This is a genomic window from Actinomycetota bacterium (genome assembly GCA_040754375.1).
In the GTDB taxonomy this organism is placed as follows: domain Bacteria; phylum Actinomycetota; class Acidimicrobiia; order Acidimicrobiales; family AC-14; genus JBFMCT01.
Map to the genome: position 1 here is coordinate 68,811 of JBFMCT010000001.1, position 23,282 is coordinate 92,092.

The 23,282-nt window shown below is 72.5% G+C and carries 19 protein-coding genes; 12 read left to right on the forward strand and 7 right to left on the reverse strand.

The genetic code is table 11. The features are described from left to right. Positions 1 to 6: 6 nt before the first annotated feature. The 7 genes from mbhE (at position 7) to AB1673_00345 (ending at position 6,850) form a co-directional block, all read left to right on the forward strand. On the forward strand, positions 7 to 2,799 hold the full coding sequence (gene mbhE / locus AB1673_00315) for a hydrogen gas-evolving membrane-bound hydrogenase subunit E (protein ID MEW6152419.1): 2,793 nt from the start codon (positions 7 to 9) through the stop codon (positions 2,797 to 2,799). Further along, complete coding sequence (locus AB1673_00320) at positions 2,796 to 3,185, forward strand: Na(+)/H(+) antiporter subunit C (GenBank protein ID MEW6152420.1); 390 nt, start codon at positions 2,796 to 2,798, stop codon at positions 3,183 to 3,185. Before mbhE ends, AB1673_00320 begins: the two co-directional genes overlap by 4 nt. Before the next feature lie 223 nt (positions 3,186 to 3,408). Continuing rightward, on the forward strand, positions 3,409 to 4,905 hold the full coding sequence (locus tag AB1673_00325; GenBank protein ID MEW6152421.1) for a Na+/H+ antiporter subunit D: 1,497 nt from the start codon (positions 3,409 to 3,411) through the stop codon (positions 4,903 to 4,905). After that, positions 4,902 to 5,459, forward strand: coding sequence for a Na+/H+ antiporter subunit E (locus tag AB1673_00330; protein ID MEW6152422.1), 558 nt, complete (start codon positions 4,902 to 4,904; stop codon positions 5,457 to 5,459). Before AB1673_00325 ends, AB1673_00330 begins: the two co-directional genes overlap by 4 nt. Continuing rightward, positions 5,456 to 5,719 (forward strand): monovalent cation/H+ antiporter complex subunit F, encoded by a 264-nt coding sequence (locus AB1673_00335; protein MEW6152423.1) that lies wholly within the window; start codon positions 5,456 to 5,458, stop codon positions 5,717 to 5,719. Before AB1673_00330 ends, AB1673_00335 begins: the two co-directional genes overlap by 4 nt. Next, complete coding sequence (gene mnhG / locus AB1673_00340; protein ID MEW6152424.1) at positions 5,719 to 6,096, forward strand: monovalent cation/H(+) antiporter subunit G; 378 nt, start codon at positions 5,719 to 5,721, stop codon at positions 6,094 to 6,096. The genes AB1673_00335 and mnhG overlap by 1 nt, the downstream gene beginning before the upstream one ends. A 139-nt stretch (positions 6,097 to 6,235) precedes the next feature. Further along, entirely contained in the window at positions 6,236 to 6,850 is a 615-nt protein-coding gene (locus AB1673_00345) for a DedA family protein (protein MEW6152425.1), read from the forward strand. A gap of 89 nt (positions 6,851 to 6,939) precedes the next feature. On the opposite strand, the gene AB1673_00350 is transcribed toward AB1673_00345, so the two are convergent. Further along, positions 6,940 to 7,695, reverse strand: coding sequence for a methyltransferase domain-containing protein (locus AB1673_00350; protein ID MEW6152426.1), 756 nt, complete (start codon positions 7,693 to 7,695; stop codon positions 6,940 to 6,942). A 164-nt stretch (positions 7,696 to 7,859) separates the two neighbouring features. On the opposite strand from AB1673_00350, the gene AB1673_00355 reads away from it, so the two are divergent. Next, complete coding sequence (locus tag AB1673_00355; protein ID MEW6152427.1) at positions 7,860 to 9,056, forward strand: hypothetical protein; 1,197 nt, start codon at positions 7,860 to 7,862, stop codon at positions 9,054 to 9,056. Between the two features lie 147 nt (positions 9,057 to 9,203). Beyond that, positions 9,204 to 9,434 carry a hypothetical protein gene (locus AB1673_00360; GenBank protein MEW6152428.1) on the forward strand — a complete coding sequence of 77 codons (231 nt, stop codon included), beginning with the start codon at positions 9,204 to 9,206 and terminating at the stop codon, positions 9,432 to 9,434. Between the two features lie 60 nt (positions 9,435 to 9,494). Here AB1673_00360 and AB1673_00365 read toward each other — a convergent pair whose 3' ends face one another. Continuing rightward, entirely contained in the window at positions 9,495 to 12,737 is a 3,243-nt protein-coding gene (locus AB1673_00365; protein MEW6152429.1) for a BTAD domain-containing putative transcriptional regulator, read from the reverse strand. Between the two features lie 341 nt (positions 12,738 to 13,078). Here AB1673_00365 and AB1673_00370 point away from each other — a divergent pair, with 341 nt between their 5' ends. Continuing rightward, positions 13,079 to 14,851: a hypothetical protein gene (locus AB1673_00370; protein ID MEW6152430.1), complete on the forward strand. Its 1,773-nt coding sequence runs from the start codon at positions 13,079 to 13,081 to the stop codon at positions 14,849 to 14,851. A 190-nt stretch (positions 14,852 to 15,041) separates the two neighbouring features. On the opposite strand, the gene AB1673_00375 is transcribed toward AB1673_00370, so the two are convergent. Beyond that, positions 15,042 to 17,009 carry an AAA family ATPase gene (locus tag AB1673_00375; protein ID MEW6152431.1) on the reverse strand — a complete coding sequence of 656 codons (1,968 nt, stop codon included), beginning with the start codon at positions 17,007 to 17,009 and terminating at the stop codon, positions 15,042 to 15,044. A gap of 107 nt (positions 17,010 to 17,116) precedes the next feature. Here AB1673_00375 and AB1673_00380 point away from each other — a divergent pair, with 107 nt between their 5' ends. Next, entirely contained in the window at positions 17,117 to 17,518 is a 402-nt protein-coding gene (locus AB1673_00380) for a secondary thiamine-phosphate synthase enzyme YjbQ (protein ID MEW6152432.1), read from the forward strand. Here AB1673_00380 and AB1673_00385 read toward each other — a convergent pair. From AB1673_00385 to AB1673_00395, 3 genes are all read right to left on the reverse strand, one after another. Next, complete coding sequence (locus tag AB1673_00385; protein MEW6152433.1) at positions 17,499 to 18,005, reverse strand: lysylphosphatidylglycerol synthase domain-containing protein; 507 nt, start codon at positions 18,003 to 18,005, stop codon at positions 17,499 to 17,501. The genes AB1673_00380 and AB1673_00385 overlap by 20 nt on opposite strands. Positions 18,006 to 18,624: 619 nt before the next feature. Continuing rightward, positions 18,625 to 19,254 carry a class I SAM-dependent methyltransferase gene (locus AB1673_00390; GenBank protein ID MEW6152434.1) on the reverse strand — a complete coding sequence of 210 codons (630 nt, stop codon included), beginning with the start codon at positions 19,252 to 19,254 and terminating at the stop codon, positions 18,625 to 18,627. A 23-nt stretch (positions 19,255 to 19,277) separates the two neighbouring features. After that, positions 19,278 to 20,189: a glycosyltransferase family 2 protein gene (locus AB1673_00395; GenBank protein ID MEW6152435.1), complete on the reverse strand. Its 912-nt coding sequence runs from the start codon at positions 20,187 to 20,189 to the stop codon at positions 19,278 to 19,280. A gap of 26 nt (positions 20,190 to 20,215) precedes the next feature. On the opposite strand from AB1673_00395, the gene AB1673_00400 reads away from it, so the two are divergent. Beyond that, positions 20,216 to 22,369, forward strand: coding sequence for a hypothetical protein (locus AB1673_00400; protein ID MEW6152436.1), 2,154 nt, complete (start codon positions 20,216 to 20,218; stop codon positions 22,367 to 22,369). 161 nt (positions 22,370 to 22,530) lie between these two features. On the opposite strand, the gene AB1673_00405 is transcribed toward AB1673_00400, so the two are convergent. Continuing rightward, positions 22,531 to 23,244, reverse strand: coding sequence for an HAD family hydrolase (locus tag AB1673_00405; protein ID MEW6152437.1), 714 nt, complete (start codon positions 23,242 to 23,244; stop codon positions 22,531 to 22,533). Positions 23,245 to 23,282 lie beyond the last annotated feature (38 nt).

Here is a 23,282-nt window from a genome sequence, read left to right on the forward strand (position 1 = left end):
GGATGGGTGAGCACCCTGCTGGCGCTGCACCTGGCCGCCGCCTTGGCTGCCGTGCCCCTGGTGCGCCGGGCCGGGCCACGAGGCCTGCTCGTCCTGGCCGCCGTGCCGGGCGCGGTCCTGCTCTGGGTGGCGACCACGGCCCCGCGGATCCTCGACGGTGCTCCCGTGGAGGAACGAATCGGCTGGGCACCCGACCTGGGGTTCGAGATCGCGGTCCGGGTCGACTCGTTCTCGCTGGTCATGGTGCTGCTCGTATCTGGGATCGGCGCGCTGATCTTCGCCTACGGCTTCGCCTACTTCGGCGAGCGGCCTGACCTCGGCCGCCTGGCCAGCCTCTTGATGGGGTTCTCGGGAGCGATGCTGGGCCTCGTCGTCACCGACAACCTGCTGGCCATCTTCCTGTTCTGGGAGGCGACCTCGATCACCTCCTACTTGCTGATCGGCAACGACGACCGGTCGGCCGCCGCCCGCTCCGCCGCATTGCGAGCACTACTCACCACCGGGGTCGGGGGCCTCGCCATGCTCGCGGGCTTCGTCCTGCTCGCCCAGGAAGCCGGGTCGTGGTCGCTGACCCAGATCCTTGCCGACCCCCCTCGCGGGGCAGTGGTGGAGGTCGCGCTGGTGCTGGTCCTGCTCGGGGCATTCACCAAGTCGGCTCAGGTGCCATTCCACTTCTGGCTCCCAGGGGCCATGGCCGCCCCCACCCCGGTCAGCGCCTACCTCCACTCCGCGACCATGGTCAAAGCTGGCGTGTACCTCATCGCCAGGTTCGCGCCTCCCTTCGCCGAGGTTGGCGTGTGGAGGCCAATGGTGATCTCGGTCGGTCTTGCCACCATGCTGCTCGGGGGTTGGCGAGCGCTGGCCCAGCACGACCTGAAGCTGCTGCTGGCGCACGGCACCACGAGCCAACTGGGCCTCCTGGTCGTACTGCTGGGTGCCGGTTACCCCGAGGCCACGCTGGCCGGCGTGGTTCTGCTGCTGGCCCACGGCGCGTACAAGGCGGCGTTGTTCATGGTCGTCGGCATCATCGAGAAGGCAGCTGGTACCCGCGACATCCGGAAGCTGACCGGCCTCCACCGGCCGCTGCGGACGACCCTACTGGTGGCGGCCGTCGCCGCCGGGTCGATGGCGGGTGTCCCACCCATGCTGGGGTTCGTCGCCAAGGAGGCGACCTATGAGGCGGCGCTCGGCTCGGGCCTCGCAATGGCAGGCCTCGTGGTCGCGCTGCTGGTGGCCGGTTCGGCCCTGACCTTCGCCTACAGCGCCCGCGCTTTGTGGGGGGCGTTCGCCCACAAGGGGCCCCTGGACCTCGAGGACGGGACGAGCGTCGGCCCCGTCTCGGGGGCCGGCCTGCGGCTGGTCCTGCCCGCCGCAGTGCTCGCTGCGTTGGCCGTCGCGCTCGGTGCTGCGCCGACGCTTGTCGAGGCCATCGTCGTCAGCGGTGCCCAGGCGATCGACCCGGACGTCCCCCCAGCCCATCTCAGGCTGTGGCATGGCTTCAACGCTCCTCTCACGCTCTCCGCCATCACGATCGGAGCCGGAGCCCTGCTGTGGGTGGCTAGGCATCGACTCGAGCGGCTGCAGCAGATGGTCCACGTCCCGCCCTCAGGTGCCCGCACCTTCGACCTGCTTCTGCGCAACACAGTCCGCGCCGCCGACCGCGTGACCGGCGCCCTCCAGACGGGATCGTTGCCCGTCTACCTCCTGATCATCCTCACCACGGTGCTCGTCGTGCCGGGCACGTTCCTGCTGGTCAGCCTCGACCTCCCGTCCGAACTGCTCCTTGTCGACCGGCCGGTACAGGTGGCAGTCGCCGCCGCCATGGTGGTGGCCACCGTGGGGGCGATCCGTACCAGGCACCGCCTGGGGGCGGTGATGGCTGTCGGCGCCGTTGGGTACGGGGTCGCCGTGCTCTTCATCATCCAGGGCGCCCCCGACTTGGCCCTGACCCAGCTGATGATCGAGACCCTCCTGCTGGTGCTGTTCGTGCTCGTGCTCCGGCACCTGCCGAGGCGGTTCACCAGCGCCCAGACAGCGCTACCGACCGCTCCTCGAGCCGTCCTGGCGGTGCTGGTCGGTCTGTTCGCGGCGGTCTTCGCGATGGTGGCGGTGGGGGCGCGGCCCGACCTTGAGCCTGTCTCGGTCGAGTACCTGGCCCGCTCGCTCCCGGAGGCCGACGGGCGCAACATCGTGAACACGATCCTCGTCGACTTCCGGGCCTTCGACACGCTAGGGGAGATCGTCGTGCTGACTGTCGCCGGTCTCGGGGTGATCGGCCTCGTACGCGCCGCCAGCCGAGAGCGAGTCCCCCAGCCAACGCGCCCGGGGCCAATTCGCCAAGAACCATCGCTGATCCTCGACCGGGCTGTGAGGGCCCTGTTCCATACGGTCATCACGTTCTCGGTCGTGCTCCTGCTGATCGGGCACAACGAGCCGGGAGGCGGGTTCATCGGCGGCCTGGTGGCCGGCGCTGCTTTCATGTTGGTATACCTGGCCGGCGGTACCGGCCGGCTGCAGCGGGCGGAGCCCCTCAACCCCGAGTTGTTCCTGGGCCTTGGGATCAGCCTGGCCGCCTTGGCTGGGCTCTTCGGTTGGCTCTCGGGGGGGGAGTTCCTCGAGGCGTCCCACATCTCGTTCGACGTTCCGCTACTGGGAGGGGTCAAGCTGGCGACTGTGCTGCTATTCGACGGGGGAGTCTACTTGGTGGTGGTCGGCTTGGTTGTGGCCCTGCTCCGCTCGCTCGGCCAAGAGGACGTAAGGGGAGGTTCGCCCCAGGCGTCGAGTGGGGCACCGCGGTGATCGTCGCGTTGGTGCTCCTGGTGGGGGTGCTCTTCGCCGGAGGCACCTACCTGCTGCTGCAGCGCACGCTGACCCGCATCATCCTCGGGCTGTCCCTCTACGGGCACGCGGTGAACGTGCTGCTGCTGCTCAGCGGTGGCCGAGCCGGTCAGCCTCCGCTAGTCACCGACGGCCGCCCGACAGCCATGGCCGACCCCCTGCCCCAGGCCATGGCCCTAACCGCCATCGTTATCACGTTCGGCATCTCCGCCTTCCTCCTCGCTCTGGCCTACCGGAGCTGGACCCTCACCGGTGGGGACGAGGCCGAGGACGATATCGAGGACCGGCGGATCGCGCGACAGGTCCGGGAGGAGGAGCTCATGCTGCTCGAGGAGGACCGCCTGTGAAAGGGGGCCTAGGAGGGTGGTGTCTAGACCCTCCCCAGGCGGCCGACCGCCCCGTTCGCGGCTCGGCGACACTGCAAAGGTGCTGTTCAGGGGAAGGTCGGGCGCCTCGGCGCTCAGCGCAGAACGCGAAAGACACCAGCCTCCCAGCCAGGCTGGGGGCCCGCACCAGAGCCATGTGGCGCGGGCCTGCCCCGGCCCCACTTGCGATGGGTGATGAGGGTAGTTGAGGGTCCTCGTCCCCCTCCTCGTCGTGATGCCCTTGCTGGGGGCCGGCCTCTCCATGGCGCTGTGGCGCTTCGTGCGCATCCAGCAGGTGCTCGGGGTCGCCCTGCTGTCGGGCGGGCTGGCGGCCTCGCTCGCACTGCTTGCCCACGTGGTGGCCACCGGCCCAGTGGTCGTGCACCTCGGGGGCTGGCGCGCGCCCGTCGGTATCACGCTCGTGGCCGACGTGCTGTCAGTACTGCTCCTCTCGGTCGCCCTGGCCACACTGCTGGCCGTGTTCGTGTTCGCCATCGGCCAACCCCGCGCCGACAAGAGCGCGTTCTACTTCCACGCCCTCTACCTCGTCCTCGCCGCTGGCGTATCGGCCTCGTTCCTCACTGGGGACCTCTTCAACCTGTTCGTCGCCTTTGAGATCATGCTCGTGGCCAGCTACGTGCTGATCACCCTCGGAGGTCGACGTGAGCAGGTCCGCTCGGGGATCACCTACGTCGTCATCAACCTCCTCGCGTCCACCCTCCTCATCACGACGATCGGTCTGATCTACGCGGCGACAGGCTCGGTGAACATGGCCGACGTGGCTGTACGTCTGGCCGAGGTCCCGGAGGGAGTCCGGAGGGCCCTCGGCGCGATGCTCCTGGTCACGTTCGGCATCAAAGCGGCGATCTTCCCCTTGTTCTTCTGGTTGCCAGACTCCTACCCGACAGCTCCTGCGCCGGTGACTGCGGTGTTCGCTGGCTTGCTGACCAAGATCGGCGTCTACGCCATCATCCGGACCCAGACCCTGTTGTTCCCCGGCGACGGGCCGTCGCCGCTCCTGCTGGCGGCCGCGGCCTCGACCATGGTCGTTGGTGTCCTTGGCGCCATCGCGCAAGACGACATGAAACGCATCCTGAGCTTCCACATCGTCAGCCAGATCGGCTACATGCTGTTCGGGCTGGGCCTCTACAGCGTGGCCGGCCTGGGAGCCGCGATCCTGTTCATCGTGCACCAGATCCCGGTGAAGACCGCGCTGTTCCTCGTGAACGGCCTGGTCGAGACCCTCACCGGGACCGCTGCTCTGCACCGGCTCGGGGGGCTGGTGCGGCGGACCCCGTTGACTGCAGCGTTGTTCATGCTGGCCGCTCTCAGCCTTGCCGGGATCCCACCCTTCTCAGGCTTCTTCGGCAAGTTGGCCCTCCTCGACGCCGGCTTGGCGGCGCGGGCCTGGACAGTCACCGGCATCAGCCTGGCCGTGAGCGTCCTAACCCTCTACTCGATGACGAAGATCTGGTCGAACGTCTTCTGGGGTGAGCCGGCTGAGCTGCCCCCGCTGGCGGTGGCCGCCGGCGAGGGGCCGTTGCGGGCACCGCGGTTGATGAACGCGGCGACTATCGGGCTGGTGGCCCTCACGTTGGCCATTGCCGTGCTGGCCCAACCCGTCTGGGAGTTGAGCGAGCGGGCAGCCCGCGACATTCTCGACCCCGCTGGGGTCTATCTCCGTGCGGTCCTGGGCCCATGATGTCCCACCTGGCCGCGGTGGCCTGGATTGTCGCCGTGTGGCTGATAGCCAGCGAGTCGTTCACTCGTCAGGGGGTGCTCGCCGGAGTGGTGGTCGCAGTTGTCGTGACCCGACTGTTCCACCTCGACGATCGCGATAGCGAGGGGATCCGGTTCCGTCCCATCGCCGTCTGCCGGCTGGTGGCCTACTTCCTCATCAGGTTGGCCCGCGCCAACGCGCAGGTGGCGCTCGCCGTGATATCGCCGGGCCGGGTGCGGTACCGGCGGGCCATCGTGAGTGTGCGCGTGACGGACTGCTCGGAGACGATCGTCTGGTTCCTTGCCAACGCAGTGTCCTTGACGCCGGGAACGTCGATCGTCGAGGTCCGGTCCGGCCCTACCGTCTTCTACCTTCATGTCCTAGTGCTCACGTCCGTCGCTGCGGTGCGGCTGGAGGTGCTCGAGATGCAGCGTCGCCTCCTGCTGGCGTTCGGGCCCGACCAGGCGATCACCGAAGTCGAGCGCCAGATCCGCGAGTTGTCGATCGTTCAGCTCAAGGAGGGCCCGAGGCCATGATCGTGATCACGACGTTCTGCTTGGCTGTGCTCGCCGTGGCCGGGCTCATCTGTGTCGCCAGCGTCGTCACCGGCCCTTCCGTCGCAAGGAGGGTCTTGGCCTTGGACACCTTCCTCATCGTGGTCGTGGTCGGCGTAGCCATAGGGGCGGTCCATACGCGCGACGGCGTCTACCTCGACGCGCTCCTACTGGTGGCCCTCGTTGCCTTCATCGGCACCACCGCGGTGGGGCGCTTCATCGAGCGGAGGGGGTCCCGGTGATGGTGGTCGAGGTGCTCTCAGGGGCGCTCCTCGTCAGCTCGGTGGGGTTCGTGCTGCTCGCCGCCGTTGGGCTACATCGCTTCGACGACGTGTTCTCGTGCGTGCACGCGGCGACCAAGGCGGTGACCTTCGGTGTGTTGCTGGCGGCGGCTGGCACAGCCCTCGCCCTCGACCCCGGGACCGACACCGCGAAACTCGCGCTGGCGGCGGCGCTTCAGCTCGTCACGGCGCCGGTCTCGGCCCACCTCGTCAGCCGTGCGGCGTACCGATCGGGCACGGAGTTGAGCCCCTATACAGTCCTCGACCAGCTCGCCGACGTTGACCTCGACCCGACCGAGGGGCCCGCCGACCCCAACCGACCCGCCAGTGGCGGGTGACAGGGCCAACGATAGCGAGGTGGCGCCCGACTAGGAGCGGCGGCCGAGCCTCTGGGCCTCGCCCGCTCGCAGCGCACCTCCCGACGAACATGCTCGTGGACCAGGACGCCCCCTCCGTGACCCCCTTCGGGACTGGCCAGTGCTGACCGACGTGGCGCACTGGGCGTCGGAGGTGATCGCCACCTTGGGCTATGTGGGCGTGGCCCTCCTAGTGGCGATCGAGAACCTCTTCCCACCGATCCCGTCAGAGATGGTGCTGCCGCTCGCCGGGTTCGTAGCCGGGCGCGGCGACGCGAACCTCGTTGGCATGATCGGGGCGGCGACCACTGGCTCGGTCGTCGGAGCTTGGGCCCTCTACGGCGTGGCGGCCTGGATCGGGCCGGCCCGTTTGAGGGCCCTCGTGTGCCGGCACGGGCGTTGGTTCGGCGTGCGCGAGGCTGACCTTGACCGGGCCGAGGCCTGGTTCGACCGGCGAGGCCGGGCTGCAGTCCTCTTCGGCCGATGCGTCCCGCTGATCCGATCGATAGTGTCGGTGCCGGCCGGCTTCCGCAGGATGGATGTGGTCCCGTTCACCATCCTGACGGCTGTGGGCAGCACCATCTGGAACGCCGCGTTGATCGGGGCGGGCGCCGTGCTGGGTGAGCGCTGGGAGCGGGTCGGTGGCGTCGTTGGGCTACTGCAAGGGCTGGTCGTGGTCCTCCTGGTTGGGGCAGTGCTCGCCTTCTGTTGGTCGCGGGTCGTCCGGCAGCGTTGAGTCGGCGGCCCCACGGGCCCAGCAGCCCAGCCGCCCAGCCGCCCAACGCCGCCCGGGTGATCTTCGACTCGGGCCCTGGCGGTGACCGGTCAGATCCGGCGGGCGAGGATGTTCAGGCGCACGAAGTCGACCTCGGCGCCCACCAGGCGGGCGGCTACGGCCCCGGTGAACGCGGCCCGCTCGGGCCCGGGGAGGCCGGCCAGGTGCGTACGCAGCACGACGGTGGCCAGGAACTCCTCGAGCTCGGGACCGGTCAGTACCGTAGGCTCGGGCTGGAGCCACGTCCAGATGTCGCCGAACCCAGCGGCCCGCAGGCGGGCGGCCGTGGCCTCGGCGGTGGCGAAGTTGACCGGGCCCGGGCTCGCCCCCAGTTCGGCGGCCACGGCCAGAGCGGATGCGACGTTGCCGTGGCCGCCGCACTGGGCCACCAGCGCCCCGCCCGGGCGCAGGACCGACGCCAGGTTGGCGAACAGGGCGTCGTGGTCGACCACCCAGTGCAGTGTGGCGGTGGACAGGACGGCGTCGACCGGCGCGCCCACGACGGGGGCCAAGGGCTCGCCCAGGTCCGCTGGCAGCAGGGTCACCCGGTCTCCCAACGCGGCCAGCCGGCGGCCCGCCTCGGCCAGCATGGCCTCCGAGGAGTCGACGGCCACGACGTGCCCGCGTGGGAGCCGGCGCAACACGAGCTCGGTGACCCGTCCGGTGCCGCAGCCGGCGTCGAGCACCCGCTCGTCCCCCCGGAGGTCGAGCCGTTCTACGACCGCTGAACCCCACCGGGTCTGGGGGCCAGCCACCCGGTCGTAGGCCGTCGCGTCCCAGTCCTCAGCCATCGTTGAGACGATCATGCCACCCGCCTGCGAGGACGCGCGCGTGGCACCACAAGGGACGGGAGGCCGGTATCATCCCGCCCGCTGACAAGGGAAATCGAGGGCTGGGACCTCAATGGTCTCTCTTCATCCCCGGGCTGGCCGGCAGGCCGGCCCGGAGCACGAAGGGAGGTGATTGAACAATGATGAGTACAGCGAAGTTCCGCACACCTGCCCAGGTCGTCCTGGCCGCGTTCGGCGGTGCCCTGGCGGTGCTGGTCCTGCTCCTTTGGAGCGCGACCGCCGCCGGGGCCCAGGCCACGTCGGGAGACTCGGGCAGCTCCGGTTCGACCGGTGCGGCTACCGCCATAGGCAATGCCACCAGCTCGGCTACTTCGGGAGCGGGGGCGACCTCGACGTCCCAGTCGGGGCCCACGGGCAGCGCCAGCAACACGGTGGAGGTGGTCGCGGCCGGCGGCGACGGGGGCGGCGGCGGCGTCGCCGTGTCGGGCTCCGGCTCGGGCGGTGCGGCCGTCAACGTGCTTACGGCCCCCACGGCGTCGTCGACCGCGGTCGGCGGCTCCAGTGTGGCCGTGGGCAGTGCCGACGGTGGCCGCGGGGGGAGCTCGGACGTGGTGGTCAGCCCGTCGGCGACGACGGGCAGCTCGGGTGCGACCAGCGCCCAGGCCAGTGCCACCAACACGGGCAACACCGGTGACGCCACCTCCAGCGCCGTCTCCAACCCGGTTGCCGTGTCCGGCAACTCCGGGGCCACGGGGGCGACGGGGGCGGCCACCTCCAACCCGACCGCTACCAACCACGCCATCTTGGGTACGGCCGTCGCCATCGGCGGCGGGGCGACCTCGGGTGGTTCCGGTAGCTCGGGCAGCACGGGCCCGGCCACCGCCATCGGCAACGCCACCAGCGTCGCCGGTTCGGGGGCCACGGCCGCCGCTCTGTCGGCGTCGGGCCACACCGGCGTCAGCCAGAACGTGGTGGCCGGCGTCGGGGCCGGGGGCGGCGGCGGCCCGGGCGGCGTGTCCGTCCAGTTCGCCGGGCCGGGCGCACCGGCCGTCAACGTGGTGCTCGCGCCGTCGGGCGCGGTCACCGCCGTGGGCGGCTCCAGCGTGGCCGTCGGCAGCTCCGACGGAGGCGCCGGGGGCACTGTGTCGGTTAGCTCCAACCCGACCTCCACCACCGGGGGATCAGGGGCGGCAACCGCCCAGTCGAGTGCGACCAACAGCGGCCACACCGGGAGCTCGTGGTCGAACGCCGAGAGCAACCCGGTCGCCCGTTCGGGCGGCTCGGGGGCCACCGGCCCGACCGGGCCGGCCACGGCCAGTCCCGTCGCTCTCAACTTCGCCATCCTCGGCACTGCGATGGTCTTCGGGACGTGGTAGCGCCGTCAGGGAAGGCCCATGCAGGACCGCCCAGGCCCCGGTGCCGGGGTAGGGGCGAAAGCGCAAGGCGGTCGGAGGAGGGGGCTTCCCGGTGCCGGGACGGCCCCCTTCTCGCGCGCCGTGCGGGCCTGTGGCAGGCTCGGGCCGGTGCCCAGGAGCCCAGAGGAACTCGACGATGACGAGCGGGCCCGGCTGAGCCGCGCCCACCACCGGCTGCGCAACGCTTCCCAGGCGCTCGAGGCCCTGACGGCTACCCCCCGCCAGAGGGGCCGCTGGGACCCCAAGGCCCCGACCGACGAGGCACTGGCCGGAGCGCGAGCCGAGCTACGGGCCGCCTGGGACGCGATGTGGGCGGCCGAGGCCGAGCTGCTGGGCTGACCCCCGGCGCCTTCGAGGGCCGGCCTCCCGGCCACCAGCCGGGCCACGCGGCTCAGCCGGTCAGGTGCCCAAGGCGGCCAGGGCCTCCGCCACCGCCTCGGTGAAACCCAGGCCCAGGCCCTCGGCCCAGGCCGCCGAGAAGGCGTCGTCCCCGAGCACCGACCTCACGGACTCGAGCTCGACCTCGTAGGTCGCGTGCTCATGGGGCTGGACGGGCGCACCCCAGGAGGCTCGCGCCGCGGACGCGGCGGCCAGCAGGCGGGCCCCGGTCGTGGCCCGGCCGGCGGCCGCCAGCGCCGCCCCCACGCCCTCGAGCCACTCGGCGCCCACCGGTCCGGCGGGAGGGGCCGCCCGGGCGGCGTCGGCGTAGGTGGCCGCGGCGCGCCCGAGGTCGCCGGCCCGCCGCTCGACCCGGCCCCGGTGGCCCAGCACGTGGGCCAGGGAGGCCCGGTCGCGCGCGGCCGAGGCGGCGGCCGCGGCCTCGGCCAGGTGGGCCTGGGCCGCACCCAGGTCACCGGCGGCCGCGTCGAGGTCGGCCAGGTTGAGCAGGGCGGCCGGAAGCCCTGAACGATCGCCCAGCTCCCGGCGCAGGGCCAGGCACTGGGCGAAGCGGCCGCGGGCCTCGACCAGGTTGCCCTCGACGAGGGAGATGTGGCCCAGAGTGGACAGCGAGTCGGCCGCACCGGCGCGGTCGCCCAGGTCCTGGCGCAGGTCCAAGCTCTCGCGGTGGAGGGCCGAGGCCGCGGCCGTGTCGCCCTCCTGGTAGGCGAGGTCACCGAGCTGGGCCAGCACGTGGGCTGTGCCGTGGGCGTCGCCCATGGCCCGGCGGGCGTCGAGGGCCTGGCCGTACCAGGCCCGGGCCGCGGCCAGGTCGGCCGCGGAGTGGGCGACCCAGCCCAGGTTGGCCAGCGACGCCGCTACCAGGGTGTTATGGCCCAGCTCCCTCCCGGCGGCCAGGCTCTGGGCGAAGAGGTCGCCGGCGGCCGCCAGGTCGCGCTGGAGGGCGGCCACGCTGGCTAGACCGTGAACGGCCACGGCCCACCCCAGGCCATCGTCGCTTTGGCTGCGCAGGGCCAGCGCCGCCTCGAGGCGGGAGCGGGCCGCCGCGTAGTCGCCCTGGCGCAGGGCCAGGTTGGCGGCCGCGTTCTGGGCGCGGGCCGCCAACTCGGCAGGCGCCTCGCCCGCCGCACCCAGCGCGGCCCGCAGTAGCTCGCGGCCCTCGTCGAGGTGCCCCCTGACCTCCCAGTAGCGGCCCAGGGCCGTGGCCAGGCGCAGCGCACCCGTGGCCTGTGGGCCCGACGACGGCCGTCCCGGCCCGAGGGCGGACGCCAACGCGGCCCGGAAGTTGGCGCTGTCGCTCTCCAGCTCGGCCAGCCACTCGGCCTGGCCGGGACCGTCGAGGTGGACCTCGGCGTGCTCGGCCCGCTCGACGGCCCAGGCCAGCAGGCGCCCCTCCAACCGGTCGCGCTCGGGGCCGGGGCCCAGCTTGGCCGCCGCGTAACCCCTGACCGTCTCCAGCATCCGGTAGCGCAGACCGGAGGGCGAGCGCTCGGCCGTCACCAGCGATCGGCTCACCAGCGACCCCAACAGCCCGGCCATGTCCTCGTCGCCGGTGACCTTCTCGGCGGCCTCGAAGGTGAACGCCCCGGCGAACACCGACAACCGTGCGAACAGGTCCTGCTCGGGGCGGGCCAGGGCGTCGAAGCTCCAGTCGAGGGCGCCCTGCAGAGTCTGCTGGCGGGCCGGGGCGTTGCGCTCCCCCCGGGTGAGCAACGCGAAGCGGTCGTCGAGGCGGGCGGCGATCTGGCTGACGGTCAGCACGTCGGTGCGGGCAGCCGCCAACTCGATCGCCAGGGCCAGGCCGTCGAGGCGCCGGCACACCTCGGCTAGGGCCTCCTCCTCACCGGCCGGGCCGAGCCCTGGGGCGAACGTGGGGTGGGCCGAGGATGCCCTCACCCGGAACAGCCGGGCGGCGTCGCCCGCCGACAGTCCAGGCACGGGCCAGGCCCTCTCGCCGGCCACCCGCAGCGCTTCCCGGGTGGTGGCCAGCACGCGCACCCCCGGGCAGCGCTCCAAGAGGGTGGCGGCCAGCCGGGAGGACGGCCCGATCACGTGCTCGCAGTTGTCGAGGACCACCAGGAGCTCGATCTCGCCCACCAGCGCGGCCAGGGCGGCGGGCGTCGGCCCCTCGGGGCCGAGGTCGGTACCCTCGAGGCCGAGGGCGGCGGCCGCCAGAGCTCCGACAGCCGCGGCGTCGGCGGCTTCGGCCAGGGGCACGAGCACGGCTGCGGCGCCCTCGGGGGGGGCCCACCGCCGGGCCACCTCGAGGGCCAGGCGCGTCTTGCCCAGGCCACCGGTGCCGACCAGGGTCACCAGGCGGTGGCCGGCCAGCAAGCCCTCCACCTCGGCCACCTCCCTCTCGCGCCCCACGAAGCTCGACAGGGCCAGGGGGAGCGGGCGGGGCGACACGTGGGGCCCGGGGCCGGGCACCGGTGGCCCGGCGGGGGCGGGCTGGCGGCCGGCGGCCGTGGCCGGGTCGGCACCGGGGTCGGCCAGCAGGGCCAGGTAGGCGTCCTCGGTCTGGGGCGAGGGCGCTACTCCCAGTTCCTCGGCCAGCTTGAGCCGGACCCGCTCGTAAGCCCGCAGGGCCTCGCCCCGGTTCCCGGCGGCGGCGTGGGCCCGGACGACCCGGAGGTGGGCCGACTCGCGCAGGGGCTCGATGGACACGGCCTCCTCGGCGGCGGCCAGCCCCTGGACCATGTCGCCCATGGCGGTGCAGGCGTCGGCCAGCAGCTCGAGGGCGGCGATCCGGACGGCCCGTAGGTCCTCCTGGCGCTGCTCGGCCCAGCGCCCGGCCGAGCCCGGCAGGAACTCGGCGGCCGTTCCCGATGCCGCCTCCGCGGCCGCGTCCCGGGCCCGGGCGGTGTCGCCCGCGGCTAGCGCCGTTTGGGCGTCGGACAGCCGCTGGTTCGCGACCTCGACGTCGATCTCGGTGCCGGGCGGCAGGAGGAGCTGGTATGTACCGAACCCCGACTCGAGCGCGTCCCGCCCGATGCCCGCCTCGTCGAGCCAGGCGCGCAGCTTGCTGATGACCACCCGCAGCGAGGTCTCCCAGGTCCGGGGCAGGTCATCGCCCCACAGGGCCTCGGCCAACTCGTCGCGGGCGGTGGGCCGGTCCCGGCCGAGCACGAGGTAGGCCAAGGCCAGCCGTCCGAGGCGGCCCATGCCGGTCGCTTCCACGAAGCCGTCGGCCACCCGCGCCCCCGCTCGACCGGTGAGCGAGATGCGGGGCGGCGGGTTCACGGGGAGGCTCTCGGCGGGATCGTTGGTGGCCAGAGTCTCGGCTGCCTCGACAGGCCACGGTTTGGAGTTCCCCCGACAGGGTAGTGAGGCGGCCGTGGGGCGCGGGTGGGGGACTGGGGCGGCTGCCGGAGATGGTCCTCGCCGGTGCATGGGCCCGGTGCTACGATCCAGGCGCCTCTAGGTCGGGTGGGCCAGGAAGCGAAAGGTCGCTCCTGTCCGGGACTGACGGCTACGCGCCGTCCGTCCCGGTCACGGGCCACCGGCCGCCGACGACGCTCTCTCCGTCCCCATCATGTGGTGAAGAGGTTCGGGTAGCGATCAAAGGAGCTGGTGGGTTGAGGATGCGACGACATGCGGCGCTGATCGGCGTGATGGCGATGGTGGCGGCCCTGGCTGGCACCGGGCCGAGCCCGGTCGGGGCCCAGGCGGTAACCGACCAGGTCTTCGCCGGGTACGGGTCGGGGGCCACGATCAGCCTCAGCGCCCTCCAGCTGGGCCAGACCCAGGCGGTCAACGTCCAGGCGGCGGCGGCCGGGCAGTCCACGTTCAGCCAGGGCCTCCCCGGGGCTGGCCTGTTCAACGAGCTGGGTTACATCGTCCAGCCCGCGGGCACCCCCGGCAACGCCTTCGGGCGGGGCACGGGCCTGGAGCTGGGCCTGCTGACGCCCGACCCCAACCCCGACCCCAACCAGATCCTGCTGTCGGGCCTGGCCACGGCCAACGCCCCGCCCAGCAGCGGCCTCATCGAGCGCGAGATCGGCCCCATCTCGCTGGGCGGGCTCGCTTATGCCAGCCTGCTCAAGGGCTCGGCCCAGGCCACGTTCAACCCCAACTTCTGCCCCGTCGGGCGGCCCCTGTCGTTCGGCCAGGGTGAGGCCACCGGCCTCCAGCTCGTCGGCAGCGAGAACGGCGGCGGCCCGCTCAACAACCCGCTCGTCGGCTCGTCGCTCCCGGTCGACAGCAACGACCCCCGCAACGTGTCCCGCACCCGGTCGTTCACCTACCTCATCCCCAATGGCGACGGCACCTTCGGGGTCGTCAGCGAGACCCGGCAGACCATCGCCCCCGTCAGCCTGCTCGGTGGGGCGATCACCCTCGAGCTGCTCGGGGAGTGGGCCCTGCGGGCCATCGCCACCGGCAAGCCCGGCCCCGACGGTGCCCGGGTCGAGTACGCCCCTGTCGGTGCCGGCCCGACCACCCCGGTCGTGAGCCTGACGATCGGTGGGCTGCCCACGGTCATCACCGCCCAGCAGCTGTTCGGGCCCGGCGGGTTCGACACCGGCCCGCTGCTCGGGGCCCTCAGCGGCCTGGTGGAGCTGACCATCGGCACGCCCGCTCGCCAGCTCGGCGGCAACGGCCCGGTCACCGACGCGGCCGACGGCACGGCGGCCGCCGGTGCGGTCGACGTGGTCACCCTCAAGGTGCTCAACCTGCCCCCGCTCCTGGTCGGCACCAACCTGGCCATCGGCCACATGGAGGCGGCCGCCTCCGCTCCTGCCGGGGGCGTCACCTGCGAGATCCCGGTCAGCAAGTCGGCCACGCCCAACCCGGTGGTCGCCGGCAACGACTTCACGGTGACGATCCGTATCCCCAGCGACAGCGGCCTGTTCACCGAGCTGTTCGCCTGCGACCTGGTCTCCATCCGGGTCACCGACGAGCACGCCATCGAGAGCGGCAACCCGTCGTTCGTGCTCACCAGCGCCAGCGACGGCGGGGTGATCGGCGCCGACGGCTCGACGGTCACGTGGGACAACATCGGCAACTACACACCCGGTGACCCACCGATCGAGCTGACGGTGAGGGGACGCATCCCCGGCAACTCCGGTGACGGGGTGCTGCGCGACACGGCCAACGTCTCGGCCAGCCTCGGCAACTGCGAGGGCACGGGCGAGGGCGACGAGGTCGTGGGCAGCGTCATCAACACGCTCAGCAACAACGCCACCATCGGCGGCTCGATCACCCTGATCGGGCCCAACGTCAGCCGCTCCGGCGTGCTGGCGGCCACCGGTGGCGACCAGGGCCTGCTGGTCCTGGGCGGGGCGCTCCTGCTGGGGGCGGTCGTCCTGCGGCGCACCCTGCGCCCCCGGGCCGTCCGGGCCCGCTCGCGGGACTGAGGTACTGCGGTGACGAGGGGGGGAGGGGCTCCGGCTCCTCCCCCCCTCTTTCGCGTCAGTAGGGCGGCGGCGACAACGGGAGGGGACGAGGGGTGACGGCACCGCCGTGGCTGGTCCCATGGCGGGTGAGGACGGGGACCGTCTCGTGCGGCCGTCGGGTTGGGGCAGGCCTCGTTCCCCTCCCTCCGGGTTAGTCGGGCGGGCGGGACCAGGGGGAGGCGGGGCGGGGAGCGGTGTCGCCGTTGGTGGCCGTACCGGAGCCATCGCCGTTGGCTGGGGGCAGGTTGCGCAGGTCGCCCAAGGCCCGGGGGGGCTGGCGGAGCCGGGCCACCTCGGGGCCGTCGCGGCCTTCGCCCAAGGACTCCATCAGGTTGGCGAAGCCATCGCCCGTGATCTGCTCCTCGACCAGCAGGCGGTCGCGGATGGCCTCCACGCAGTGGGCCTTGCGCTGGAGCAGGCCCGTCACCTCGGCCCGGCAGTGCTCGAGGATGCGGTCGACCTCGCCCCGGAACTCGGGATCGGCCAGCAGGCCCGACAGGGTTTCTCCCCCCGGGCCCGACGGGGGGATGGCGCCGTACGAGAACAGGCTCGGCCCCATCCCGTAGTAGGCCACCATCTGGGCGGCCCGCATGGTGGCCGCTTGGAGGTCCGAGCCCGGGCCGCTGGTGGTCGTGCCGTACCAGACCTGCTCGGCGGCCATGCCGGCCAGGCTGACCTTGATGTCGGCCAGGATCTCCTCCCGGGTGCGGGAGAAGCGCTCCTCCAGCTCCATCGACACGACCATGCCGAGGGCGTCCTCCCGCTTCTGGATGGTGATGACCGTCACCGACTTGGATGGGTCGCAGAACCAGCGGGCGACGGCGTGGCCCGCCTCGTGGATGGAGGTGGCCTCCTTCTCCCATGGCGTGTAGATCACCGGCTGCTTGAGCCCGATCTCGTCGGTGAGCATGGCCTGCCAGATGTCGTCGTAGGTCACCGCCTCGCGGCCGTCCTGGAGGGCGAAGATCAGGCCCTCGTTGATCACGTTCTTGATCCGGGCCGGGGAGTAACCCACGGTGGCGCTGGCCAGCTTGTCGAGGTCGATCTCCTCGTGCCTGACCTTCTCGAGGTAGTAGGCGGCGATGTCCTTGCGACCTTCGGCCGTGGGGTTGCCCACGTGGATCTTGCGGTCGAAGCGGCCGGGTCGCAGCAGGGCGGGGTCGAGCACCGAGGCCCGGTTGGTGGCCCCGATGATGAGGATGTTGTAGATGGGGACCTTGGGCTTGACCCGCAGGGCCCGCTTTATGTGGCGGAACCGGCGCTTGGGCAGCACGAGGCCGTCCATGTTCACCAGCAGCTCGTTGACCAGCATCGAGTTGGCCCCGCCCACCCCGCCCATGATGAAGCGGTCGACCGACCAGAAGTCGCGCACCGACCGGGGGACGAACGGGTCGTCGTAGGGCACCGAGCGGGCGCTGACCTGACCCCGGGACCCGGCCACGGCATCGAGCTCGTCGATGAAGATGACGGCACCGTCGTAGTCCTTGGAGAGCCGGCGGGCCTCCCGGAACATGGCCTTGATCTTCATGTTGCCCACGCCCAGGAACATCGAGGTGAAGGCGCTGCCGTTGGAGTAGAGGAAGGGCACGTTGGTCTGGCCGGCGATGGCCTTGCCCAGCAGGGTCTTGCCGGTGCCCGGCGGGCCCTCGAACAGGATGCCGTGGGGTGGGTAGCCGCCCATGCGCCGGAACTCCTTGAAGCCCTCGAAGAGCTTCACCACCTCCTTGGTGGCGTCGACGATGGCCTTCTGGCCTCGGACGTCGTCGAAGGTCACGTCGTACTCGCCCGGGTAGATCGTGTAGCTCTGGCCCCGCGAGAGGTACCAGAACAGCCCGATGAACTGCATGACGACGATGACGAAGAAGAACAGCATCATCATCAGCATCGGGAAGGCGGTGCGCAGGAACTCGGGGAAGAAGGCGCCGATTTCCCGCAGCGACTCGGCGGGCCCGGGCCGCACCTTGAGCTGCACGAGCTGGCCGGTGATGCTGTCGCGCACGATGCGGTCGTAGCCCTGGAGCCACGAGAAGGCGAAGAACGCCATCAGCACGATGCTGGCCATGACCAGGGCGACCCTGAACGGCCGGGGAAGGCGGAACCTACGTCTCTTGCTGGCCATCAGGCCTCCCTGGTGGAGGATGGTTCGCCCAAGTATCGCTGGTGGGCGCGCTGATCGTCATCATTGTCACTGGCCCCGGGTACTTCTGCGTGCGAAGGAGCAACACCTTGTTCTCGACGGTTCTCGACATCGACACGTCCTCGGCCTCGACCGTCGACCTCACGGCCAGGGTGGCCGAGTTCGCCCGGTCCCGGGGCGACGGGCTCCTGCACGTCTTCGTCCCCCACGCCACCGCCGGACTGGCCCTCATGGAGACGGGGTCGGGCTCGGAGGGTGACCTGGTGGCCGCCCTCGAGAGCCTGCTGCCGCGCGACGGCCGCTACCGCCACCGCCATGGTTCGCCCGGCCACGGGGCCGACCACGTGCTGCCCGCCATCGTGAGCCCGTCCATGGTCCTGGCCGTGGAGGGGGGCCGGCTGGTCCTCGGCACCTGGCAGTCGGTTGTCCTCGTCGACCTCAACGCCGACAACCCCCGGCGCCAGGTGCGTCTCACGTTCCTGGAAGGTTGACGTCGGGCCGGGCCCCTCGGCCCGACAACCGCCGGGCCCCCGACGCCAGGGCGGCCCCGGCCGCGTCGGCGGCCACGAAGGCCAGCCGGGCCACCAGGGCCACGGCCACCGCTTGGCCGTCGGGCAGAGAGGTGGCCGCGGCCACGAACACGGCCTCGCGTACCCCGATCCCTCCTGGTGCCCCGACAGCCACGAAGCCGGCCAGCCACGCCGGGGCAGCGGCCAGCCCCACCGACCACAGGTCGGCCGAGGGGGCCACGGCCCGGGCCAGCGCGGCCGTGGCCAGCCCCACCAGGGCCCAGGCCGCGGGGCGGCCGAGCCCAGGCGGGCCAGCACGGGGCCGGTGAGCCGAGGGTGGAGCGCCACCAGCCCGGCGGCCGCAGCCACCGCAGCCACCGCGACCCAGCCTGGCGACAACTCGGCCTCGGCCCCGGGGCCACCGGCTGGTCCGTTCCCCAGGGCGCCGGACAGACGGGCCGCGGCCCATAAGGCGGCCACGGCCGCGCAGGCCAGGTAGAGGGCGGCCAACGACAGTCCCACCCCGGCGTAGGCCGTGCCCCGGGGCAGGCCAGCCCGGCGGGCGAGCTCGGCCCGGCCCACGAGGGCCCAGACGGCGCCGGGCACGTACTTGCCCATCTCGCCCTGGAAGTAGAGGGTGAGCGTGCCCGAACGGCTCAGCGGGGGCCCGACCAGGGATTGGGCGGCCCGCCACGGCCAGGCCATGGCCACCATGGCGGCCAGGGCGAGGGCGGCCCCCAGGGCCAGCCACCCCGGGCGGGCCGAGGCCAGGGCCTCGGAGGCCGCGTCCCAGTGGCCGGCCAAGGCGCGGGCCACGAAGAACGCCCCGGCCATGGCCGCGCCCAGGCCCAGCCACCGCGCCCGGCCCCCGGTCACCGCCCACCCCGGCCCGCCACGTCACCGGTCCACGGGTGACGCGAGGACCGCCAGGACCAGGTCCAAGGAACGGTGGCCGGCCCTCGACCCGGTTCCCGGGCCTCGCCTAGGCCGGAGCACCAGGCGCCGGGCGTAACGGCGCCGGGCGCCGAGGGCCTCCGGCCAGGGCCTAGTCCGGGGGAGAGGCGGCCCGCGCTCGGCCCGCTCACCGCCTAGGCCGGGGCGCCCGGTGCCGGTCCCACGGGGCCCGGTGCCGGGGAGGTGCGGGCCAGGACCATGGTCCACGGGAGGGGCTGCCAGTGCCCCACAACCTCGAGGTGGCGACCGACGGTGGCCACGAAGGACCGGCGGCCCCAGTGCTGGAGGTGCCCGGGGGTGTTGCCCCAGGCGGCCACGTAGCGGCCGCGGGCGAGGTTGCCGGCCCGCCACAGCGGCTCCCGGGGTACCGACAGCAGCACCCGGCCCGAGGCCACCCGGGCGATCTCGGCCAGGGCGGCGGCCGGTTCGGGGAGGTGCTCGAGCACCTCGATGGCCAGCACGAGGTCGAAGCGGCCGTCGGGGAAGGGGAGCCGGGTGGCATCGGCGAACGTGCCCACCAGCCCCCGTGACCGCCAGTGGGCCACCAGCGTGGGGTCGCAGAGGTCGACGCCCACGACGGCCGACGATACGAACCGGCGGGCCAACCGGTCGGCGATCATGCCCTCGCCCGTGCCGATCTCCAGCACCCGGGTGGGCGGCGGCCCGGCCAGGGCCTGGTCGAGGCAGGCCAGGAAGCGGGACACGAGGCGGCGTTCGAGCCCGTGGGTGCTCTGGTACTTGTCGTAGGTGTTCCCGGTGGGCACCGCGCTCCGGGGCGGCGCCGGCGTCACGGGCGGGCCGGGTCGATCAGGTCGGCTGGTTTGGTGGTCGTGACGACCAGATCGGCCAGGAGCCCCACCACGAAGACCTGGAGGGCGGCGAACAGGATGAGAAGCGTGTTGGTGGCCACCCGGAAGGGGTGGGCGATCAGGTCGAAGCCCAGCTTGGCCGTACCCAGGGCGAGGAGGGCCAGGCCCAGGGGTACGAAGATGCGCAGCGGCTGCCAGGCCATGATGAGGCGGACGACCTGCTGGAGGTAGCGGTAGGTGTCGCGCCGCCAGTGGAACTTCGAGCGCCCGGCCCGCACGCCGTACTCGATGGGCAGGTACTTCACCGAGTAGCCGTTGAGCAGGAAGGCCATGGTCATCGTGCTGACGCACGAGAACCCCCGGGGCAGCAGGTGCAGGAACTGGGCGGCCACCTCCCGCCGGAAGGCCCGGAACCCCGAGTTGAGGTCGGGGATGGGTTCTTCGGCCAGATAGCCGGCCAGCTTGCGCATCGACCACTTGGCCGCCACCCGGGCCGTCTTGTGGGTGCCCTTCTCCTGCAGGCGGGCCCCGACCACCTGGTCGTGACCCTCGAGCTCGGCCACCAGGCGGGGGATGTCGTCGTTGGGGTAGGTCATGTCGACGTCGGTCCAGACCACCACGCGGCCCCGGGCCGCCTTGGTGCCCGCCCGGCGGGCCGCGCCCGTCCCCCGGTTGGAGGCGAAGCGGATCAGCGTGATCCCCTCGACGGGCTCCAGCTCCTGGGCCGACCCGTCGGTCGAACCGTCGTCCACCACGATGAGCTCGAAGGTGTAGGGCGACGCCTCCAGGGCGGCGCGGATGCGCTTTAGCTCCTGGCCCAGGTGGCCCGCCTCGTTGTAGACGGGCAGGACCACCGAGACGTCGCAGCGGTCGTCCGCGCTACCTGCCATCCGGCTCAACGATACGCTTCGCTCGGGTGCAGGTCACGGACGCCACCGGCCGCGTTCGGGAACGCTGGGGAGCGGCGACCGTTCTCGACGTCTCCGACGTTTCGCGCGACGACGGAGTGAGGCTGGCCGTGCTGATCGGCATGGTCGCCGGCTTGGGCGCGCTCCTGGGCGCGTTCGTGAGCACCAGCGGGTTCGTCGGGTCCGACTTCTTCAGCTTCCGCGACGCCCAGGAGGGCCTGTCGCTGGGGTTCCTGACCCGGCCCGTGTTCGACCACTTCGTGCCCGGCCACCGCCTCGGTTTCTGGGCGGTGGGGGCCATCTCGCCCTTCGACTTCGGCCTGACCACGGCCGTGGTCGTCGCCGTGTTCATGGCCACCCTGCTGGTCTTCCATCGCCTCATGGCCGAACTGTTCCGCCCCGGCCCCGGGCCCATGCTCCTCACCCTGTTCTACGGGGCGTCAGCCGTTCACGTGGGGACGGGCCAGTGGTGGTCGGCGGCGTTGAGCCGTATGCCCTCGATGCTTTTCGTGCTCCTCATGTTCCTCACCTACCTGCGATGGCACCGGTCGGGCAACCGGACGGCGCTGGCCGGCTCGGTGCTTTCCCTGGCGGCCGCCCTCTCCTTCTCGGAGGACGCGGCCGTGGCCCTGGTCGTGCTCGTCGCCCTCCGGGTGCTCCTGGTGGACAGCGCCACCCCGGTGATGACCGCGGCCCGGGCGGCGCTGAGCGAGTGGCGGGTGTGGATGCTCTACCTGGCTCCCATCCTGGTCAGCTTCATCGGCGTGACGGCCCAGACGACCGCCGCAGGCGGGGCGTCGCCCTTGGGCAATGCCGGCCGTTACCTGGGGGCGGCCTGGTTCCACGGGTTCACCCCCGCGGTGTTCGGCCAGTACGTCAACCACGGCCCGCTCACGGGCGTCGAGATGGTCATCGTGGTGGCCAGCCAGGCTGCGCTGGCCGCCCTGGTGGCTTGGACGGTTCGGCGGCGGAAGGTGGCGGGGCGGGGGTGGTTGTTCTTCGCCGTCGGCTTCGCCGTGACCCAGTTGCCGGTGGCCCTGGTCCGCACGGTCATATTCACGCCCGAGCTGGTGGCCCACCAGTACCGCTACTACTCCCAGACCATCGCCTACTTCGCCATCGCCCTCGGCTTCGCCTTTCTCCCGGTGCGCAACGGCGGACCGTCGGGGGCCGCCGTCGCGCCGGGCCCGGCCGGCGAGGACACCGGCGAGGACACCGGCGAGGACACCGGCGAGGACACCGGCGAGGACACCGGCGAGGACACCGGCGAGGACACCGGCGAGGAGCTCGATCCCGAGCTCGACGCCGAGCTCGACGCCGAGCCTGACGACGGTACGGGCGCTGGCGCGGGCGGCGGCGGGCGCCGGGCTCGGGCTGGTGCCCCGAGGTGGGCGCTGGTCGCGGGGCTGGCCACGGTGGCCACGCTCTACGTGGCGGCGTCGGCGTGGATGGGGGCCAGGGTCATGCACGAGTTCGTCGGGGGCCGGTCGGGCCGCTACCTGGACGCCCTACGGGCCGACGTCTCCCTGGTGACGTCCCAGCCCGGCCGGGCGGTGGTCATGGACGGCGACCTGCCCGGGGCCATGATCGACCGCATCTACGCCCCGGCCAACCGCCTCAGCTTCCTGCTGCCCCTGCTGGGCTACGACGACATCATCGGCACCTCGGGCGACCGCGTGCACCGGGTGCTGGCCAACGGGCGCCTCGAGCAGGTGGCGTTCACCCCCCTGGTGGGCGGGCCGGCCACCGAGCTGCTGGCCTCCGGGCGGCTGGCCACGATGCCCGCGGAGGCGGCCAACGTCTCGGAAGGGGCGGTGTGCGTGCAGTCAGGCGAGAAGGCCCCGGCCATCGGGTTGTTCCCCCTCGTCCCGGTGGGCGACGGCGAGTGGTACCTGAGGATGAACTACACGGTGAGCACGTCGGTGCCCGGCCTGGAAGGGCCGCGGGTCCTGCCCGGGCGGGTCCTGGTGAACCACGGGGAGGGTTTCGTCGACGCCGCCGACCCCCGCATCGGCTTCGTGGCCGGCCGCTCGGAAGCGGTCGTCTCCTTGGGCCGGGCCGGGTTCACCACGGTGGTCGTGATCCCGCCGTCGCGCTCGCGCCTGTGCATCAGCGAGGCCACCATCGCCCTGATCGTGCCCCAGGGGCGGGTGCGGGGCTGACCTAGGAGGCTGGTGTCTTTCGCGATCGGCGCTTCGCGCCGAGCGGCCGACCTGCCCCTGACCAGCACCTTTGCAATATCAACGAGCCGCGAACGGGGCGGTCGGCCGCCTGGGGAGGGTTTAGCCACCAGCCTCCTAGTCCCCCTGTCGAGACCGGCCGGTCAAAGGTGGCCGAGGACCTCGGCCAGCGTGCGGGCTCGGGGAAAGGGCCCGGGCGCAACCTGGCCGCCGGTGCCTTGGCCGGTGCCTTCGCCGGTGCCTTCGCCGGTGCGGCAGAGGTGGACGGGGCGGATCCCGGCGGCCGCCGGGCCGATCACGTCGGCGAGCCAGGTGTCGCCCACGAACAGGGTGTCGGCCGGGGCCGCGCCGCAGGCCGCCAGGGCCGCCTCGTAGATGCGGGGGTGGGGTTTGCGGGCCCCGGCCCGGGCCGACGTGACGGCCACGTCGACCAGCCCCGATAGCCCGCATGTGTCGAGGGCGACGTCAAGGTCCCAGTCCCAGTTGGAGCACACGGCCACCGTCACGCCTAGGTCCCGCAGCGCCGACAGGGTGGTTGGGGCGTCGTCGTAGGCGGCCAAGACGTAGTCCTTGGAGGCCACCAGCAGCGCGTCGCTCACCGCCTCGAGGCGGTCGGGCCCGGCCCCGCACCCGGCCGCCAGGGCACGCCAGCGGGCACGTTCCCAGGCCACATAGCGGTCCCGGTCGGCCGAGTGGGGGCCGTGGTCAGCCCCGTCGGCGCCCTCGTGCTGCCAGCGGGCGAAGGCGGCCGGGTCGAGGGCCAGACCGTGGCCGGCCAGCACCTCGGCCGGCCCCGGGCCCCACGACAGGGCCCTCGCCAGGGTCCCGAAGAAGTCGAAGAGCACGGCCCTGACCACCGCGTCGACTGTACGAGCCTGGTGGTCGCACGCGGGCG